The 17,126-nt window shown below is 70.7% G+C and carries 15 protein-coding genes and 1 tRNA gene; 13 read left to right on the top strand and 3 right to left on the bottom strand.

The window, feature by feature from the left end; genetic code table 11:
- The first annotated feature begins 70 nt into the window (after nucleotides 1–70).
- The 12 genes from GIS00_RS16430 to GIS00_RS16375 all read left to right on the top strand — a co-directional run bounded on the left by GIS00_RS16430 (nucleotide 71) and on the right by GIS00_RS16375 (nucleotide 13,843).
- Nucleotides 71–889, top strand: a complete 819-nt coding sequence (locus GIS00_RS16430; RefSeq protein ID WP_196073316.1) for a DeoR/GlpR family DNA-binding transcription regulator — start codon at nucleotides 71–73, stop codon at nucleotides 887–889.
- On the top strand, nucleotides 886–2,391 hold the full coding sequence (locus GIS00_RS29030; RefSeq protein WP_154769512.1) for a rhamnulokinase: 1,506 nt from the start codon (nucleotides 886–888) through the stop codon (nucleotides 2,389–2,391). Before GIS00_RS16430 ends, GIS00_RS29030 begins: the two co-directional genes overlap by 4 nt.
- Before the next feature lie 117 nt (nucleotides 2,392–2,508).
- Nucleotides 2,509–3,642, top strand: a complete 1,134-nt coding sequence (locus GIS00_RS16420; RefSeq protein ID WP_322098037.1) for an autoinducer 2 ABC transporter substrate-binding protein — start codon at nucleotides 2,509–2,511, stop codon at nucleotides 3,640–3,642.
- 78 nt (nucleotides 3,643–3,720) lie between these two features.
- Nucleotides 3,721–5,277: a sugar ABC transporter ATP-binding protein gene (locus tag GIS00_RS16415; protein WP_154769511.1), complete on the top strand. Its 1,557-nt coding sequence runs from the start codon at nucleotides 3,721–3,723 to the stop codon at nucleotides 5,275–5,277.
- Entirely contained in the window at nucleotides 5,274–6,299 is a 1,026-nt protein-coding gene (locus tag GIS00_RS16410; RefSeq protein WP_154769510.1) for an ABC transporter permease, read from the top strand. Before GIS00_RS16415 ends, GIS00_RS16410 begins: the two co-directional genes overlap by 4 nt.
- The gene (locus tag GIS00_RS16405; RefSeq protein WP_322098036.1) at nucleotides 6,296–7,375 is read left to right on the top strand and encodes an ABC transporter permease; all 1,080 of its coding nucleotides are present in this window, start codon (nucleotides 6,296–6,298) and stop codon (nucleotides 7,373–7,375) included. Before GIS00_RS16410 ends, GIS00_RS16405 begins: the two co-directional genes overlap by 4 nt.
- A 55-nt stretch (nucleotides 7,376–7,430) precedes the next feature.
- On the top strand, nucleotides 7,431–8,219 hold the full coding sequence (locus GIS00_RS16400) for a class II aldolase/adducin family protein (RefSeq protein WP_154769509.1): 789 nt from the start codon (nucleotides 7,431–7,433) through the stop codon (nucleotides 8,217–8,219).
- A gap of 40 nt (nucleotides 8,220–8,259) precedes the next feature.
- Nucleotides 8,260–10,302: a bifunctional rhamnulose-1-phosphate aldolase/short-chain dehydrogenase gene (rhaD, locus tag GIS00_RS16395; protein ID WP_154769508.1), complete on the top strand. Its 2,043-nt coding sequence runs from the start codon at nucleotides 8,260–8,262 to the stop codon at nucleotides 10,300–10,302.
- A gap of 78 nt (nucleotides 10,303–10,380) precedes the next feature.
- Nucleotides 10,381–11,238 (top strand): sugar phosphate isomerase/epimerase family protein, encoded by an 858-nt coding sequence (locus GIS00_RS16390; protein ID WP_322098035.1) that lies wholly within the window; start codon nucleotides 10,381–10,383, stop codon nucleotides 11,236–11,238.
- A gap of 90 nt (nucleotides 11,239–11,328) precedes the next feature.
- Entirely contained in the window at nucleotides 11,329–12,735 is a 1,407-nt protein-coding gene (locus tag GIS00_RS16385) for an MFS transporter (protein ID WP_322098034.1), read from the top strand.
- 13 nt (nucleotides 12,736–12,748) lie between these two features.
- A tRNA-Ser gene (locus GIS00_RS16380) sits at nucleotides 12,749–12,836 on the top strand.
- A gap of 26 nt (nucleotides 12,837–12,862) precedes the next feature.
- Nucleotides 12,863–13,843, top strand: a complete 981-nt coding sequence (locus GIS00_RS16375; RefSeq protein WP_154769506.1) for an aldo/keto reductase — start codon at nucleotides 12,863–12,865, stop codon at nucleotides 13,841–13,843.
- Here the strand turns inward: GIS00_RS16375 and GIS00_RS16370 are convergent.
- The 3 genes from GIS00_RS16370 to hisC form a co-directional block, all read right to left on the bottom strand.
- Nucleotides 13,833–14,672: an SDR family NAD(P)-dependent oxidoreductase gene (locus tag GIS00_RS16370; protein ID WP_154769505.1), complete on the bottom strand. Its 840-nt coding sequence runs from the start codon at nucleotides 14,670–14,672 to the stop codon at nucleotides 13,833–13,835. The genes GIS00_RS16375 and GIS00_RS16370 overlap by 11 nt on opposite strands.
- 80 nt (nucleotides 14,673–14,752) lie before the next feature.
- Nucleotides 14,753–15,016, bottom strand: a complete 264-nt coding sequence (locus tag GIS00_RS16365; protein WP_154769504.1) for a hypothetical protein — start codon at nucleotides 15,014–15,016, stop codon at nucleotides 14,753–14,755.
- Nucleotides 15,013–16,086, bottom strand: coding sequence for a histidinol-phosphate transaminase (hisC, locus tag GIS00_RS16360; RefSeq protein ID WP_154769503.1), 1,074 nt, complete (start codon nucleotides 16,084–16,086; stop codon nucleotides 15,013–15,015). The genes GIS00_RS16365 and hisC overlap by 4 nt, the downstream gene beginning before the upstream one ends.
- 64 nt (nucleotides 16,087–16,150) lie before the next feature.
- Here hisC and GIS00_RS16355 point away from each other — a divergent pair, with 64 nt between their 5' ends.
- Nucleotides 16,151–17,083: a hypothetical protein gene (locus GIS00_RS16355; protein ID WP_154769502.1), complete on the top strand. Its 933-nt coding sequence runs from the start codon at nucleotides 16,151–16,153 to the stop codon at nucleotides 17,081–17,083.
- The last annotated feature ends 43 nt before the right edge of the window (nucleotides 17,084–17,126 follow it).

Genomic DNA, 17,126 nt, shown 5'->3' with positions numbered 1-17,126 from the left:
TCCCGGTTGTGACCCGCTGCACTCGGAAACACCCCCGACATCGATCGGGTCCGGATCGAGGAGGATCGCCGTGCCGTCACTGGACGAGTTCGCGCGCGAGCAGGCCATCCTGCTCGAGCTCGGGTCGACCGGGCGCGTGGTGGTCAACGACCTGGCCCGGTCCTTCGGCGTCTCCACCGTCACCATCCGCAAGGACCTCGACGGGCTGGAGCGCCGGTCGCTGCTGCGCCGGGTCCGCGGCGGTGCGGTCAGCGTCGGATCCAGCGACGAGGGTGCGTTCGAGATGCGGCTGCGGCACTCCCGCGAGGCGAAGAAGGCCATCGCCGCGGCGGTCGCCCCGATGATCCGGCACGGCGACGTCATCGCCATGGACTCGTCGACCACCTGCTACTTCCTCGGCCACGAGCTGCTGGACCGGCGGGACCTGGTCGTCATCACCAACGGCCTGCGGCTGGCGCTGCTGCTGATGGAGCAGTCCTCCGCGATGGTGCTGATGCCGGGCGGCGTGCTGCGGCGGGCCTCCGGATCGATGGTCGGCCCGATCGGCGACGTGCTCGCCGGGCGCGGTCGGATCGACAAGGGCTTCTTCGGGACGATCGGCATCTCCACCACCCACGGTCTGATGGACCTCTCCTCGGAAGAGGCGCAGACCAAGCAGTTCATGGCAGTCGCGTGCGGAAAGGTCTACGGCTTGTTCGACTCCTCCAAGGTGGGCGGCTTCGGTCTGCACTCCTTCGCCCCGGTCTCCTCGATCGACGCGATGGTCACCGACGACGCGGTCGGCCCCGAGGTGGTCTCGGAGTGGGCCGAGCTCGGCGTCCCGGTGCACACCGTGCCCGTCGGTGGCGCACCGGCCGGCCACGTGGCGACCCTGCAGGTGGCCCGGTGACCGGCCGCACCGTCGTCGCGGTCGACCTGGGTGCCGAGAGCGGCCGGGTCACCACCGTCTCCTTCGACGGCAGCCGCTTCGAGCTGGACGTGGTCTCCCGCTTCGCCAACACCCCGTCGCACCGACAGGGTCTGCTGCGCTGGGACATCGACGATCTCTGGTCCCACATCTCCGCCGGCATCGGCGGTCTCGCCGGCAACGGCACCCCGATCGATGCCATCGGCGTCGACACCTGGGGTGTGGACTACGGTCTGCTGAACGCCGACGGCGAACTGGTGGACGCCCCGGTGAGCTACCGCGACGGCCGGAACATCCCGCCGTTCGAGGACGCGCTGCGCGCCCTCGGTGCCGACCGGCTGTACGGCGCGACCGGCGTGCAGCTGATGTCGATCAACACCCTCTTCGCGTTGATGGCCGACGCCCGGCAGGCGCCGGAACGGCTGGCCGCGGCGAAAACCCTGCTGATGATGCCGGATGTGTTCCACCACAGGCTGTCCGGCTCGCTGGTCTCCGAGTACACCGCCGTCTCCACCTCGGGTGCCTACGACATGGCGGCCGGCCGGTGGGCCACCGAGCTGCTCGACGAGCTCGGCGTGCCCACCCACATGCTGCCCGAGGTGGCCGCGCCGGGGACCGACGTCGGGCCGCTGGTCGGCGATCTCGCCACCGGCGCACTGGCCGGCGCGCGGGTGGTGCTGCCGCCGGGACACGACACCGCGAGCGCCGTGGTCGGTGCCCCGCTGACCGATCCGCACGGGCTGTACATCTCCTCCGGCACCTGGTCGCTGGCCGGTGTGGAGACGCCGGCCCCGGTGATCACCGAGCTGTCCAAGGCCGTCAACCTGACCAACGAGGGCGGCTACGCCGGCACGATCCGGCTGCTGCGCAACGTCATGGGGCTGTGGATCCTGCAGGAGTGCCGGCGGCAGTGGGAGCGCGAGGGCACCGCGTACACCTACCCCGAGCTCGCCGCGCTGGCCGCCCGGGAGCCGGGCCTGGTCAGCGTGATCAACCCGGACGACCAGGTGTTCCTGCAGCCGGGCGACATGCCGGCACGGATCCGGGAGTACTGCCGCCGCAACGGTTTCCCGGTGCCGGCGACGGTGGGCGCGGTGGCCAGGTGTGTCATCGACTCGCTGGCGCTGTCCTACCGGGTGGTCGTCGACGACATCGCCGCGGTGATCGGGGTGCGGCCGCCGTCGGTGTCCATCGTCGGCGGCGGGTCCAACCACGAGCTGCTCTCCCAGCTCACCGCCGACGCCACCGGCCTGCCGGTGCGCTGCGGACCGGTGGAGGCCACGGCGCTGGGCAACGCCGCGGTCCAGCTCGCCGCGCTCGGCGAGTTCGACGGCCCGGCGGAGATCCGCGAGGCCATCGCGGCCGGCACCACGATGGTCGGCTACACCCCTGCCGCCGGCGACGGCTGGGACGAGGCGTTGGAGCGCTTCAATGCGCTCCGGTCCCGCCCCGCGGCACCTGAGACCGAACCTGTTGCGCCCTAGCAGGTTCCAGCATGACCGGGACCGGCCGATGCCGGTTCCGTTCGGTTCCGCACCACGGTGGTGCGGGACCTTCCAGCGAGCGACCACGGCGGTCGCCGGTGAGGAAGGTAGGGATCCGTGCGATCTCCCCGGAAAGTCACGGCTGTCATCGCAGTCGGCCTCGCGGCCGCACTGACGTTGTCCGCCTGCACCAAGAAGAACGACAGCACCACCACCGTCCCGCCGGCCGCGGGGACCACCACGGCGGCGGCGACCTCGCCGGCCGGCGGCAACAGCTCGAGCGAGGCCCCGACGGAGACCGGCGGGTCCGCGAGCGAGTCGAGCACCGGAGGCGACGGCAGCTACACGGTGGCGTTCGTGCCGAAGCTGCAGGGCATCCCGTACTTCGAGGCGATGAACGCCGGCGGGAAGGCGGCCGAGGCCGCCATCCCGGGTCTGACCTGGCTGTACCAGGGACCGACCAGCGCCGACGCCGCGGCCCAGGCCGACATCGTCCGGTCGTACATCCAGCAGAAGGTCGACGCGCTGATCGTCGCCCCGAACGACCCCGATTCGATGGCCCCGCTGCTGAAGGAAGCCGCGGACGCCGGGATCAAGGTCGCCACCTCGGACACCGACGCACCGAACTCGGTGCGCGAGGTGTTCGTCAACCAGGCATCGGTCGAGGGCATCGGGCAAGGCCTCACCGACGCGCTGCTGGGCGCCATGGGCGGCAAGGGCAAGTACGCCATCGTGTCCTGCGGGCAGACCGCGGAGAACCTGAACGCCTGGATCAAGGTGCAGCAGGCCTACACCGCGGAGAAGTACCCGGACGCCGAGATCGTCGACATCGTCTACGCCGGTGAGGACCAGGCCAAGGCGACGCAGATGGCGACCGACCTGATGAACGCCAACCCGGACCTGACCGGTCTGGTCGGCGAGTGCACCTCCTCCGCACCGGGTGTCGCGCAGGCGGTCAAGGACGCGGGCAAGATCGGGCAGGTCTTCACCGTGGGGCTGGGCACCCCGCAGTCGATGAAGCCCTACCTGGAGGACGGCTCCTCCTCGGCCTCCATCCTGTGGAACGTGGAGAACCTCGGCTTCCTGACCGCCTGGGCGGGCGTGCAGCTGGCCGAGGGCAAGACGTTCGGGGCCACCAACGACGTGTCGGCGGACCTGCCGGCCGTCGAGTACGACGACGCCACGAAGACCCTGCTGCTGGGCCCCGCCCTGCAGATCACCAAGGACAACGTGGACGACTTCGACTACTGAGTCATCCGCCCCGGGAGCCCGCACGCCGGGCTCCCGGGGCATCGCATCCCGCGCCGGCACCACCGAGGAAGTGACACCATGAGCGAATCCGGGGAATCCCCGGCCCAGCCGGATTCCGGCCTGGCCAGGCTGCACCTGACCGGCATCTCCAAGCGCTTCGGCGCCGTCCGGGCCATCCGCAACGCGGACATCACCGTCAAGGCCGGCACCGTGCACGCCCTGGTGGGCGAGAACGGCGCCGGGAAGTCCACTCTCATCAAGATCATCGCGGGCGCCGAGTCCGCGGACACCGGCACCCTGGAGTTCGAGGGCGCCCCGGTCGAGATCACCTCCACCGTGCAGGCGCTGGGGCTGGGCATCGCCACCGTCTACCAGGAGCCGCAGCTCTTCGCCGAGCTCACCGTGTCGGAGAACATCTTCACCGGCCGGGAGATCCGCAAGGGCGGCCGCATCGACTGGGCGGCGCAGAACGCGAAGGTGGTCGAGCTGCTGGGCCTGCTCGAGTTGCCGGCCAAGTACGCCACCGCCACCGTCGGGTCGCTGTCCATCGCGGAGCAGCAACAGGTCTCGATCGCGAAGGCGCTGGCCGGCAACGCCAAGGTGCTCATCCTCGACGAGCCCTCCGCCATCCTCACCGACGCCGAGATCGAGGTGCTGTTCCGGGTCGTCCGGCGGCTCACCTCCTCCGGCGTCGCCGTCATCTACATCTCGCACCGGCTGGACGAGCTGTTCCGGATCGCCCAGGAGGTCACCGTCATGCGCGACGGGCAGACCATCGGGACGTACCCGATCGGCGACCTGTCGGTGCGGCAGATCGCCGAGCTCATGGTCGGCGGCATCCTGAACGACGAGCGCGGCGAGCGGGTGGTGCCGGACGGCACTCCGGTGCTGCAGCTCGAGGGGCTCGGTGTCACCGGCAAGTTCCACGACGTCGACGTGAGTGTGAAGGCGGGCGAGATCGTCGGTCTGTACGGTCTCGTCGGCTCCGGCGTGTCCGAGATCGCCGCCACCATCTGGGGTATGGACCGGGCCGATGCGGGCCGGATCCTGCTGGGTGGCAAGGTGATCAACCCGCGCTCGCCGCGCGAGGCGCAGAAGCTGGGCATCGCGCTGCTGCCGGCCAACCGCAAGCTGGAGGGCATGTTCTCGTTCCAGCCGATCTCTTTCAACATCTCGGCCGGTCACCTGCCGCTGCTGTCCCGCTTCGGCTGGATGAACCGCGGCAAGGAGCGCGAGGTGGCCCGGTCGATGATCAAGCGGCTCGCGGTGAAGACGCCCAGCGAGCGGCAGTTCATCGGCGCCATGTCCGGCGGCAACGCCCAGAAGGTGGTGCTGGCACGGCAACTCGTCGAGCGGCCGGACCTGCTGGTGCTGGCCGAGCCCACCCAGGGGGTGGACGTCGGCGCCAAGGAGGAGATCCACCGGATCATCACCGAGCTCGCCGAGGCCGGCACCGCGGTGCTGGTGGTGACCTCGGACCTGCCGGAGGCGCTGCGCATCTCGGACCGCTTGCAGGTGGTCCGCGGCGGCACCACGACCGTCGAGTTCGGCCCCGACGCGACCCAGGTGGACGTGCTCGCCGCCGCCGCCGGCGCCGTGGATGCTGCCGGGAATGTAGAGGAGAAGTCAGCATGAGCACCACGATGAAGCCGAGCCCCCCGGCGGGGGAGTCACTGACCCCGACGATCCGGCAGCGGGTGCTGCCGTCCGCCGTCTCCGGTCAGGAGGTGGTGCTGCTCGGCGTGATCATCGTGCTGTGGGTGGCGCTGTACTTCTCCACCGCCGGCTTCCTCAGCCCCGGCTCGATCCAGTCGATCCTGGTGGCGATGGCGCCGATCGCGCTGATGGGCGTCGGCATGACGATCATCATCATCACCGGCGGCATCGACGTCTCGGTCGGCGGCGCGATCATGGTGTGCTCGGTGGTCACCGCGAAAACCATGGTGGACACCGGGATCCCGCTGGTCCCGGCGGTGCTCCTGTCGATGGTGGTGGGTGGCCTGCTGGGCCTGCTCAACGGTGTGCTGATCGCCTACGGGCGGGTGCACGCCATCATCATCACCTTCGGCACGGCCAACCTGTTCCAGTTCATCGGCCTGCGCATCTTCGACTCCAAGACCATCAACGGCATCCCGTCCACCTTCGACGTCTTCGGCCGCGGGGTCAACGGCCGGACGCTCGGCATCCCGCACTCCTTCGTGATCATGGTGGTCATCGCCGCGATCGCCTGGTGGTACCTGCGGCACACCGCCGGCGGTCGGCACTTCTACGCGATCGGCGGCGACGCCCAGGCGGCCCGGCTGGCCGGGGTGCGGGTGCAGCGCCGGGTGCTGCTGGCCTACGTGATCACGGGCCTGCTGGTCGGTCTCGGCTCCTGCTTCGTCATCGCGCAGGGCACCAGCAGCCTCGACCAGTCCATCGGCATCGGCAAGGAACTCGCGGTGATCGCGGCGGTCGTCATCGGCGGCACGTCGATCATGGGCGGCCGGGGATCGGTGCTGGGCACCGTGCTCGGGGCGCTGCTGGTGCAGACGGTGACCTCCGGCGTCACCCAGCTCCGCTGGAGCTCCCAGCTGTCGGACCTGTTCGTCGGCATCTTCATCATCCTCGCCGTCGGGGCGGACCTGCTCCGGCAGCGGACCAGGAGGTCCAAGTGAGCACCCCCGTCGTGGACAAGGCGCCCGGTGCGGCCCGGGAGTCCGTGGGCGCCAGGCTGGTCCGGGCGCTGCTGACCCAGCGCATCGTGCTGCTGGCGATCCTCATCGTGGTCGTCGTGCTGGTGATGTTCTACCTGTCGGCGAACGACTACCTGACCGCCGAGTACTCCACCGACTACATGGCCTCCTCGCTGATCAACGCGGTGCCGCTGGCCATGCTCGGGCTGGCCGAGCTGGTGGTCATCCTGTCGGGCCGTGGCGGCATCGACCTCTCGGTCGGCGCGATCGTCTCGCTGGCCGGCATGATCTTCGGCTTCGCCTACGGCGAATGGGGCTGGACGCTGTGGATCTCGGTGATCCTGGCCGCCGTGGTCGGCGGTCTGCTCGGCGCGGTCAACGGCTTCCTGGTCTCCGTCGTCGGGTTCCCGGCGCTGATCACCACGCTCGCCACGTACTACGCGTACAAGTCGATCGCGATCGTGATCAACAACCAGAGCCCGATCAGCACCCCGGCGATCCAGGACCTGTACTCCACCGCCCGCTCGGTGGAGCTGCCGGTGATCGGCAGCTACCTGCCGAACTTCCCGCTGGGCCTGTTCACCTTCCTGCTGCCGACGGTGGTCGTCACCTGGCTGCTGCTGGCCCGCACCACCTACGGCCGCCGGCTCTACGCGATCGGCACCAACGACGTCGCGGCCCAGTGGTCCGGCATCAACGTGCGCGACACCCGTTTCAAGGCCTACGTCTTCGCCGGCGTGGTGTCCGGTCTGGTGGCCGTGGTGACGGTGGCCCAGTTCGCCTCGGCGCGGCCGGATGCCGGCACCTCCGGCAACGGCATGGCGCTGCCGGCGATCACCATCGCGGTGCTCGGCGGCGTCGCGATCACCGGCGGCATCGGCCGGGTCAGCGGCATCGTGCTGGCCACCCTGCTGATCGTCTGGCTCAACGCCGGGATCCTGCTCTACTTCGTCGGCAACGAGGGCGCGCAGTACCAGCTGCTCGCCCTGGGTGCCGTGCTGGTGTTCGCCGCGCTGCTGAACGGCCTCACCAACCGCAGATACGGGGGCGCCCGATGAGGGCGCCGTTCCGGACAGGGGCAGCGTGGCCCGCCATATCGATCGAAGGACGGTCATGACCGCAGTACACGCACCCGACCTGGTCTCCGAGGACCTCGTCGCCCTCTCCCACGCCCTGGGCGAACCCGGCCGGGACCTGGTGATCCTGGCCGAGGGCAACACCTCCCGCACCCTGCCCGACGGCCGCGTCGTGGTGAAGGCGTCCGGCTCCAATCTCGCGTCGGTCACCGCCGAGGACTTCGTGGTGGTCGACACCGGGCCGCTCATCGAGCTGGCGAAGGACCCGGCGAGCACGCAGACCGCGCTCACCGAGGCGCTGGACGCCGGCGAGGTCGGCGGGAAGCGCCGCCGCGGTTCGATCGAGGCGCTGGTGCACGTGGTGATGCACGCGCTCAAGCCGGAGGGTTCGCCCGAGTTGTACGTCGGGCACACGCATCCCACCGATGTGGTGGGCCTGCTGGCCTCGGTGCACGCGGCCACGGCGTGGGAGGACTGGGTCTACTCGGACGAGGCCGTCGTCATCGGCCGGCCGTTGTACGTGCCCTACGCCTCGCCCGGGATTGACCTGGGCCGGCTCTACTACGAGGCGGTGGCGCAGCGGGTCGCCGAGACCGGTGAGCTGCCGCAGCTGGTGCTGCTGGGCAACCACGGCATCGTCGCCACCGCACCGACCGCCGGTGGGGTGGAGGGCATCTCGGCCATGGCGGTGAAGGGTGCCCGGGTCCGGGCGTCCGCGTACGCCGTCGGCGGCGTCGCCCCGCTGTCCCGCGCGTCGGTGGAGAAGTTCTTCGCCCGTGACGACATCGCCGAGCGGCGCGGCAATCTCGCCGAGTCCCGGTTCTGAACCCCCTCGCACCACCATCGAAGAAGGAACGACGAAGAAGATGACGGAAGAACTCCCCGCCGGTGTGGCCGAGCTGATCGCCCGCTCCAACCGGCTCGGCTCCGACGCCACGGTGACCAACTACGGCGGCGGCAACACCTCGGCGAAGGTCACGCAGGTCAACCCGGCCACCGGCACCGAGACCGAACTGCTCTACGTGAAGGGGTCCGGCGGTGACCTCGGCACCCTCAAGGCCACCGGCCTGGCGGTGCTGGAGCGCGACCGGCTGCTCGGCCTGGACGCGGTGTACCGCGGCGTCGAGCACGAGGACGAGATGGTCGGCCTGTTCCCGTTCTGCTCGTTCGGGACCGGCGGCGCCACCCCCTCCATCGACACCCCGATGCACGGCCTGGTCGACTTCGACCACGTCGACCACCTGCACCCGGACTCGGTGATCGCGCTGGCCTGCGCGGCCGACGGCGAGGAACTGGTGCAGAAGATCTGGGGCGGCACCGTCGGTTGGGTGCCGTGGAAGCGGCCGGGCTGGGAGCTCGGGAAGGCCATGCGCGAGCTGTCCGCGCAGCCCGGTGTCATCGGTGCGGTGCTCGGCGGCCACGGGCTGACCGCCTGGGGCGAGACCAGCGACGAGGTCGAGGCCCGCTCGCTGCAGATCATCCGGCAGGCGCAGGAGTACCTGGACGCGCAGTCGGTCGCCGAGCCGTTCGGCCCGGTGGTGGCCGGGCACGAGGCGCTGGACCCGGCGGCCCGCCGGGCCCGCGCGGCGGAGCTGTTCCCGCACCTGCGCGGCATCGCCTCCGCGGACCGCCGCCAGGTCGGGCACTTCACCGACTCGGACGTGGTGCTGGACTTCCTGTCCCGCGAGAAGCTGCCGCAGCTCGTCGCTCTCGGCACCTCCTGCCCGGACCACTTCCTGCGGACCAAGGTCCGCCCGCTGCTGCTGGACACCGCGGTGGACGCGCCGATCGACGAGGTCGCGGCCCGGCTCGCCGAGCTGCACGCCGAGTACCGCACCGAGTACCAGGCCTACTACGACCGGCACGCGACCCCGGAGAGCCCGGCGATCCGCGGCGCCGACCCGGCCATCGTGCTGGTGCCCGGCGTGGGCATGTTCTCGTTCGGCGCGGACAAGCAGACCGCCCGGGTGGCCGGCGAGTTCTACGTCAACGCCATCAACGTGATGCGCGGCGCCGAGGGCGTGTCCCGCTACGCCCCGGTCAGCGAGGCGGACAAGTTCGACGTCGAGTACTGGCAACTGGAGGAGGACAAGCTCAAGCGGCGCCCGGCCCCGAAGGCACTGGCCGGCCGGATCGCGCTGGTCACCGGGGGTGCCTCCGGCATCGGCCTGGCCACCGTGCAGGTGCTGGCCGAGCACGGCGCCAACGTGATCATCGCCGATGTGAACGCCGACGGCGCGGAGAAGGTCGCGGAGGAGCTGGGCGGTCCGGACAAGGCCGTCGCAGTGGCCATCAACGTCACCGACTTCGACCAGGTGAAGGCCGGGATCGCCGCCGGTGTCGTGGCTTTCGGCGGCATCGACCTGATCGTCAACAACGCCGGCATCACCCGGGCCGGGTCGGTCACCGACACCACCCTGGAGGACTGGGATCTCCAGTACTCGATCATGCCCCGCGGGTCGTTCCTGGTGACCAAGGCCGCCGAGGCGGCGTTGAAGGCACAGGGTCTGGGCGGCGACATCATCAACATCTGCTCGAAGAACTCGGTCTTCGCCGGGCCGAACAACATCGCGTACTCCTCCGCGAAGGCCGCACAGGCACACATGGTCCGGCTGCTGGCCGCCGAGCTCGGCGAGTACGGCGTGCGGGTCAACGGCATCAACCCGGACGGCGTGGTGCGCGGCTCCGGCATCTTCTCCGGCGGCTGGGGTGCCTCGCGCGCGAAGACCTACGGCGTGGCCGAGGAGGACCTGGGCAAGTACTACGCCCAGCGCACCGTGCTCAAGGAGGAGGTGCTGCCGGAGCACATCGCCCTGGCGGTGCTCGCGCTGACCAACGGCACCCTGCCCATCACCACCGGCCTGCTGGTCCCGGTCGACTCCGGTGTCCCGCAGGCGTTCATGCGCTGACGGGCGGCCCGGGGGACGGCAAGATGGTCGTGCCCCGGGCAGCCACCGCACCACCCGCACCAGGAGGAGAGCTTCACTGTGATCACGTATGGCAACCACGCGATGGTCTGGACCGGCAGCTGGTCGGAGGCCGACGCCCGGCACGCGATGGAGAACTCGGCGAACATCGGGTACGACCTGATCGAGCTGGCGCTCATCGACCCGGACATCTTCGATGTGCCGATGACCAGCCGGTTGCTGGCCGAGTACGGGCTCAAGGCCACCGGGTCGCTCGGGCTGGACGACGCCACCGACGTGTCCAGCGAGGACCCGGACATCGTCGCGGCCGGCCGGGCGCGGCTGGCCAAGGCGCTCAACATCGTCCGGGACACCGGCGGGTCGATCCTCTGTGGCGTCATCTTCGGCAAGCTCGGCAAGTACAACGGCCCGGCCACCGAGCGCGGCCGGGCGAACTCGGAGGAGACCATCGCCTGGCTGGCCGACAAGGCCGCCGAGTCGGACATCAAGCTGGGCCTGGAGTTCTGCAACCGGTACGAGACCAACATCATCAACACGACGGCGGAGACGCTGGCGATGATCGAGCGGGTGGGCCGCGACAACGTCGTGGCGCACCTGGACACGTACCACATGAACATCGAGGAGCACTCGTTCACCGAGGCGATCCAGGCGGCATCGGCGGCCGGGAAGCTCGGCTACGTGCACATCGGCGAGTCGCACCGCGGGTACCTCGGCACCGGTTCGATCAACTGGACCGAGTTCTTCGGTGCGCTGCGCGGGGTCAACTACGACGGCATCGTGACCTTCGAGTCCTTCTCCTCGCGCGTGCTGCACCCGACGCTGTCGAACTCGCTGGCCATCTGGCGCAACCTGTGGGACGACAACGTCGACCTCGCCACCAAGGCGCTGGCGTTCGCGAAGGCCGGTCTCGAGGGCTGATCCATCGGTGCGGGGTGTGGCCCGGCTCACGTGAGCCGGGCCATGCCCTTGTCGGTCGAACCGGCGGCGCGCGAGGACCAGAATGATCCGGTGAGTTCGCCGCCGACCAGCACGTTCCCGCGCGCCCTCGCGCTGCTGGTGGCGGGCGCGTTCTTCATGGAGAACCTGGACGGCACGATCATCGCGACGGCGGCGCCGGCGATGGCGGAGTCGTTCGGGGTGCGCCCGGTCGACATCAACGTGGTGATGACGGCCTACCTGGTCGCGGTGGCGGTGCTGGTACCCGCCAGCGGCTGGCTGGGGGAGCGGTTCGGCTCCCGGACGATCTTCCTCACCGCGGTGGCGATCTTCACCGCCTCGTCGGCGCTCTGCGCGGTCTGCACCGACCTGACCTGGCTGGTGATCGCCCGGATCGTGCAGGGCCTGGGCGGGGCGCTGATGGTGCCGGTGGGCCGGCTGGTGGTGCTCCGCGCGGTCAGCACCAGCCAGATGTTGCGCGCCATCGCGTTTCTCACCTGGCCTGGGCTGGTGGCCCCGGTCATCGCGCCGCTGGTCGGCGGCCTGCTCACCGACTACCTGTCCTGGCGCTGGATCTTCGTGATCAACGTGCCGCTGGGCATCGCGGCGTTCCTGATCAGCCTGCGGTTGGTCCCGCAGCTGCGCTCGCACCGGCTGCCCGGCCTGGACTGGGTCGGTTTCCTGCTGGTGGCCGTCGGTCTCGGTGCGCTGGTGACCGGCATGGACCTGATCGGGCACGAACCGCCGAACTGGCTGCTCGCCGGGATCGGGGTGGGTGTCGGCCTGCTCGGCTGCGTCGTCGCGGTGTGGCACCTGCGGCGGCACCGGCACCCGATGCTGGACCTGACCGTGCTGCGCATCCGGGCGTTCCGGGTGGCGTCCTACGCGGGTACCTTCTACCGGCTGATCATCGTGGCACTGCCGTTCCTGCTGCCGCTGATGTTCCAGGTCGGCTTCGGCTGGAGCCCGGTGACCGCGGGTGTGCTGGTGTTGTTCCTGTTCCTCGGCAACGTCGGGATCAAGCCGGCCACCACCCCGCTGCTGCGTACGTTCGGGTTCCGCACCGTGCTGGTCGTCTCCACCCTGGGCGGGATCGGGGCGATGGTCGGCATGGCCTTCCTGACCGCGCAGACGCCGTACGTGGTGGTGGCGCTGCTGCTCACGGTCAGCGGGGTGTTCCGCTCGGTGGGGTTCACCGCCTACAACTCGATCACCTACGCCGGGGTGGGGTCCGACGAGCTGCCGAGCGCGAACGCGTTGTCGACGACGCTGCAGCAGATCGCCAGCGGGCTCGGGGTCGCGCTCGGTGCGCTGGCGCTGCGGGTGGGGGAGCCGCTGGCGGCCGGCTGGTCGCTCGACTCCATCGGCCCGTACCGGATAGCGCTGCTGTTGCTCGCCGCGTTGCTGCTGCTCTGCAGCCTGCAGCTGCTGGGGCTGGCCAAGGACGAGGGGTCCGAGCTGACGGCCGGTGCGCGATAAGCTGACCGGCACTGGAGGCGTGTCCGAGCGGCCGAAGGAAACCGCCTTGAAAGCGGTCAGGTGTCACAGCCTCGGGGGTTCGAATCCCTCCGCCTCCGCCAGTTCCGTCCCGGCGCAGAATGGTGCCATGCACACACGGACGCTGGGTCAGGGCCTGCAGGTGTCGGCGATCGGTCTCGGGGCGATGGGCATGTCCCAGGGCTACGGGCCGAACCCGGGCAGCCGGGACGAGATGATCGGCGTGCTGCGCCGGGCCGTCGAGCAGGGCATCACCCTGGTCGACACGGCGGAGATGTACGGCCCGTACGTCAACGAGGAACTGGTCGGCGAGGCGCTGGAGCCGCTGGCCGGGCAGGTGGTCATCGCCACCAAGTTCGGCTGGAGGATCGAGGGTGGGAAATCGGTCGGGCTGGACAGCCGGCCGGAGCACATCCGCGAGGTCGCCGAGGCCTCGCTGCGCCGCCTGCGGGTGGACGCGATCGATCTCTTCTACCAGCACCGCGTCGACCCGGAGGTGCCGATCGAGGACGTCGCCGGCGCGGTCGGCGAGCTGGTGGCGGCCGGGAAGGTGAAGCACTTCGGCATGTCCGAGGCGTCGGCGGCGACCCTGCGCAAGGCGCACGCGGTGTTCCCGGTGACCGCGCTGCAGAGCGAGTACTCGCTGTGGACCAGGGATCCCGAGGCCGAGGTGCTGCCCACATGTGCCGAGCTGGGCATCGGGTTCGTCCCGTTCAGCCCGCTGGGTCGGGGCTTCCTGACCGGAACGGTGACCGGTGCGTTCGCCGCGGACGACATGCGCACCTCGTTGCCCCGGTTCACCGCCGACAACCTGGCGGCCAACGGGCGTCTCGTCGATCACGTGGCGTCGCTGGCCGTGTCGAAGGGCTGCACGCCGGGCCAGGTCGCGCTGGCCTGGTTGCTGGCCCAGCAGCCCTGGATCGTGCCGATCCCCGGGACGCGGCGCAGCGAGCGGGTGCAGGAGAACGCGGACGCCACGACGGTGGCGCTCAGCGCGGACGAGATCGCCGACCTGAACGGCGTGGCAACGGCTCTCGGCGTCGCCGGCGATCGCTACACCGATGCGCACCTGGCGATGGTCAACCGGTGAAGCGCGGGTCCTTGCGGTAGTCCTCGAGGCGGCGGTCCATCGCCAGCCGCACCTGCTCCGGCGCGTCGTCGCCGATCAGCAGGCGCAGCGGGCCGTCGTCGGCATCCAGGTGGCGGATCAGTGCGGCCGCCGCGGTGGCCGGGTCCGCACCCTGGTCTTCTTCGGGATCCGCTGCCGGCCAGGGGATCTCGGCGGAGCCGAAGATCGCGGTGCGCAGTTCGTCGTAGGCGGTGTCCGGGGTGGCGAACCGCATGCTGGACCCGCCCCAGTCGGTGGCGAACCCGCCGGGCTCGGCGATGGTGACCCGGATGCCGAAGCCGGCGACCTCGGCGGCCAGCGCCTCGGAGAAGCCCTCGAGCGCCCACTTCGCGGCGTTGTAGAGGCCGAGCAGCGGCATGCTGCCGACCCCGCCGACGGTCGAGATCTGCACGATGTGGCCGGATCCGCGGGCGCGCAGGTGCGGCAGCAGGGCGCGGGTGAGGGCGATCGGACCGGCGACGTCGGTACGCCAGATGTCCTCCACCTCCTGGGCGGAGACCTCCTCGACCGCGCCGACCAGCCCGTAGCCGGCGTTGTTCACCAGGATGTCGATGCCGCCGAACGCCTCGATGGCGGCCCGCACCGCCTCCGGGATCGCCGCGACATCCCTGACGTCCAGCACGATCTCGGCGGTCCGTTCAGGGAACTCCACGCCCAGCACATCCAGCGCGCCTACGGTGCGGACCGTACCCACCACCCGGTCCCCGTGCTCCAGCGCCGCCCGGGCGAACGCAAGCCCGAGACCTCGTCCGGCGCCGGTGATCAGCCAGGTGCGGGTGCTGCCGGGCATGGTGGGTCCTCCCAGGGTTCGCCGGGGAGCCGACTCCCGGTCCCCGTCCACTGGGAGTATCCCGATCCCCGCCACCTGATTCAGCGGAGCAGTGCGTACCCGATGATGCCCAGCCCGCCGAGCGCGCAGCCCACTGCGATCACCCAGCCGACCGTGCGCCCGACCTGCGGGTAGTGCCGTCCGGCACCCAGTGGAGCCGGGGTGATCTGGAACGGGCGCTCGGTGTCGGGGGGCGGCGGCTTCTGCCGGCCCTCGTACTCGGCTGCCCAAGCCATCGCCGGCGCGGCGATCAGCAGCAGGCCGGCGCCGATCAGCAGGAACACCCAGGTCGGGGCGGCGTTCACACCTGGTAGGAGGTCGCCGCCGCGAGGAAGGCGTCGTTCTCGTCCGGCGAGCCGATGGTCACCCGCACCCCACCGGAGGCGTCGGGGAAGACGCGGACGATCACCTTGTGGTCCTCGCAGTGCCGGGAGAAGTCCGCGGCCCGCTCGCGCAGCGGCAGCCAGACGAAATTGGCCTGGGATTCCGGGATCTCGTAGCCGTGACCGCGGAGCGCGCCGGTGACACGGGTGCGCTCGGAGACCACCTCGGCCCAGCGTGGCCGCAACTCGTCCTCGGCACCGAGCGCGGCGATGGCGGCGCGCTGGGCGAGGGTGTTGAGGGCGAACGGGATCGCGACCTGACGGAGCGCACCGATCAGCTGCGCGTCGCCGACGGCGTAACCCACACGCAGGCCGGCCAGACCGTAGGCCTTGGACATGGTGCGCAGCGCGAGCACGTTGGACCTGCGGGCGGAGATCTCGACGCCGTCGGGGGTGTCCGGGTCGGTGTCGAACTCGCGGTAGGCCTCGTCGACGACGACCAGCACGTCGTCCGGCACGGCATCGAGGAAGCGCTCGAGCTCGTCCCGGTGGACCACGGTGCCGGTGGGGTTGTTCGGGGTGCACACATAGACGAGCCGGGTGCGTTCGGTGACGGCCGCGGCCATCGCATCCAGGTCGAGCCGGTGGTCGGCGGTGACCGGGACCGGGACGGGGGTGGCGCCGGCGATCCGGCTGACGATCGGGTAGGCCTCGAAGCTGCGCCACCCGAAGACGACCTCGTCGCCGGCGTCGGCGGCGACCTGCACCAGCTGCTGGCAGAGCGCGACGGACCCGCACCCGGCGACGATGTTCTCCGCCGGTCGGCCCAGATACTGCGCGAGCACCTCGACCAGCGCGGTGCCGTTGTTGTCGGGGTAGCGGTTGAGCCCGGTCAGGCCGTGCCCGAGCACCTCCGACACGGCGTCGGCGACCGTCGGCAGCACCGGGTAGGAGAGCTCGTTCGACGCGAGCTTGATCGCGCCCGGCACCGTGCGGCCGGGGGCATAGGCGGGCAGCGCCGAGAGGGAGGGCCTGATCCGGGCGGTGGACATGGTGCTGAACCTACCGCTCCCGCCTGACCGGATCGGAACGGCGGCTGGTGTAGGAACTACAGACGTGAAACTCCGCGCTGCCCGCACGAAAGCCCTGGTCGGAACCACCCTGGTGGTGCTGACCACGGTGCTGGCGACGGCGTGCACCGTGCCGGTGCGCACCGCGGACACCTCCAGCACGGTCGACATCAAGACGGTGCCGCCGCTCCCGATGGCCTCGGTGCTGCCCGGCACGCTCACCGTCACCGTGCCCGGCTACGGGGCCGTGACCAGCACCGAGCCCGCGCCCACCTCGTCCTCCGTACCTGAGTCCACCAGCAGCGCACCCCCGTCGTCGGTGTCGGAGACAACAACCTCGGCCGAGACCACGGCCGAGACCACCACAGAGCCGGAGACGACGACGGAGCCCGAGCCCACCACCGCCGAGCCGGAGCCCACGACGGCTGAGACCACCGCGGAGCCGGACCCGGTGCCGACCGTCGAGGTCCGGCTCGCGAACTGCGCCGATTGCTCGGTGCTGGCCACTCGCGCGGGCGCGGTCGGGGACCTGTCGGCGGCGCTGGTGTCGCTGGGGCAGAACCGGGCGGCGCTGGTGTCGGTGCGGACGGACGGTTCGGTGGCGTCCATCGTGGCGATCCCGTACGGGACGGCGTTCCGCACGCCGCCGCAGGGACTGTTGCCGTGCGATTCGGGTGGGCGGTGCCTGGTGACGGCGACGCAGACGGACGGCAACGGGGTTGGGTCGGCCTACGCGATGGCGACGGACGGCAGCTGGACCGATGTCAGCCCGCCGGGCGGGTTCGTGTCGGCGTCGCCGTTGATCGAGGTCGCGGATCTGGACGGCGAGCCGGGGTTGGCGATCGTGGAGAGCGCGGACGGGGACTCGGTCTGGACGGTCTACGGCTGGGCGGACGACGGCTACTCGGTGGTCGGCTGCGCGCCCGAGGAGGGCGACCTGGACCTGTCCCAGCTGTCCCTGGACAGCTGCTTGTCCTGATCAGGGGGCGGCTCCGAACCGTTTTGCTTCGCGGTCCCGGCGA

This window comes from Nakamurella alba, from assembly GCF_009707545.1.
Taxonomy (GTDB): Bacteria; Actinomycetota; Actinomycetes; order Mycobacteriales; family Nakamurellaceae; genus Nakamurella; species Nakamurella alba.
This window is presented reverse-complemented; position numbering and strand designations above follow the sequence as displayed.

Coding starts and splice junctions, on each gene's coding strand:
- GIS00_RS16415 (WP_154769511.1), top strand. CDS start 3,721: ATGAGCGAATCCGGGGAATCCCCGGCCCAGCCGGATTCCGGCCTGGCC.
- GIS00_RS16410 (WP_154769510.1), top strand. CDS start 5,274: ATGAGCACCACGATGAAGCCGAGCCCCCCGGCGGGGGAGTCACTGACC.
- GIS00_RS16400 (WP_154769509.1), top strand. CDS start 7,431: ATGACCGCAGTACACGCACCCGACCTGGTCTCCGAGGACCTCGTCGCC.
- rhaD (WP_154769508.1), top strand. CDS start 8,260: ATGACGGAAGAACTCCCCGCCGGTGTGGCCGAGCTGATCGCCCGCTCC.
- GIS00_RS16375 (WP_154769506.1), top strand. CDS start 12,863: ATGCACACACGGACGCTGGGTCAGGGCCTGCAGGTGTCGGCGATCGGT.
- GIS00_RS16370 (WP_154769505.1), bottom strand. CDS start 14,672: ATGCCCGGCAGCACCCGCACCTGGCTGATCACCGGCGCCGGACGAGGT.
- hisC (WP_154769503.1), bottom strand. CDS start 16,086: ATGTCCACCGCCCGGATCAGGCCCTCCCTCTCGGCGCTGCCCGCCTAT.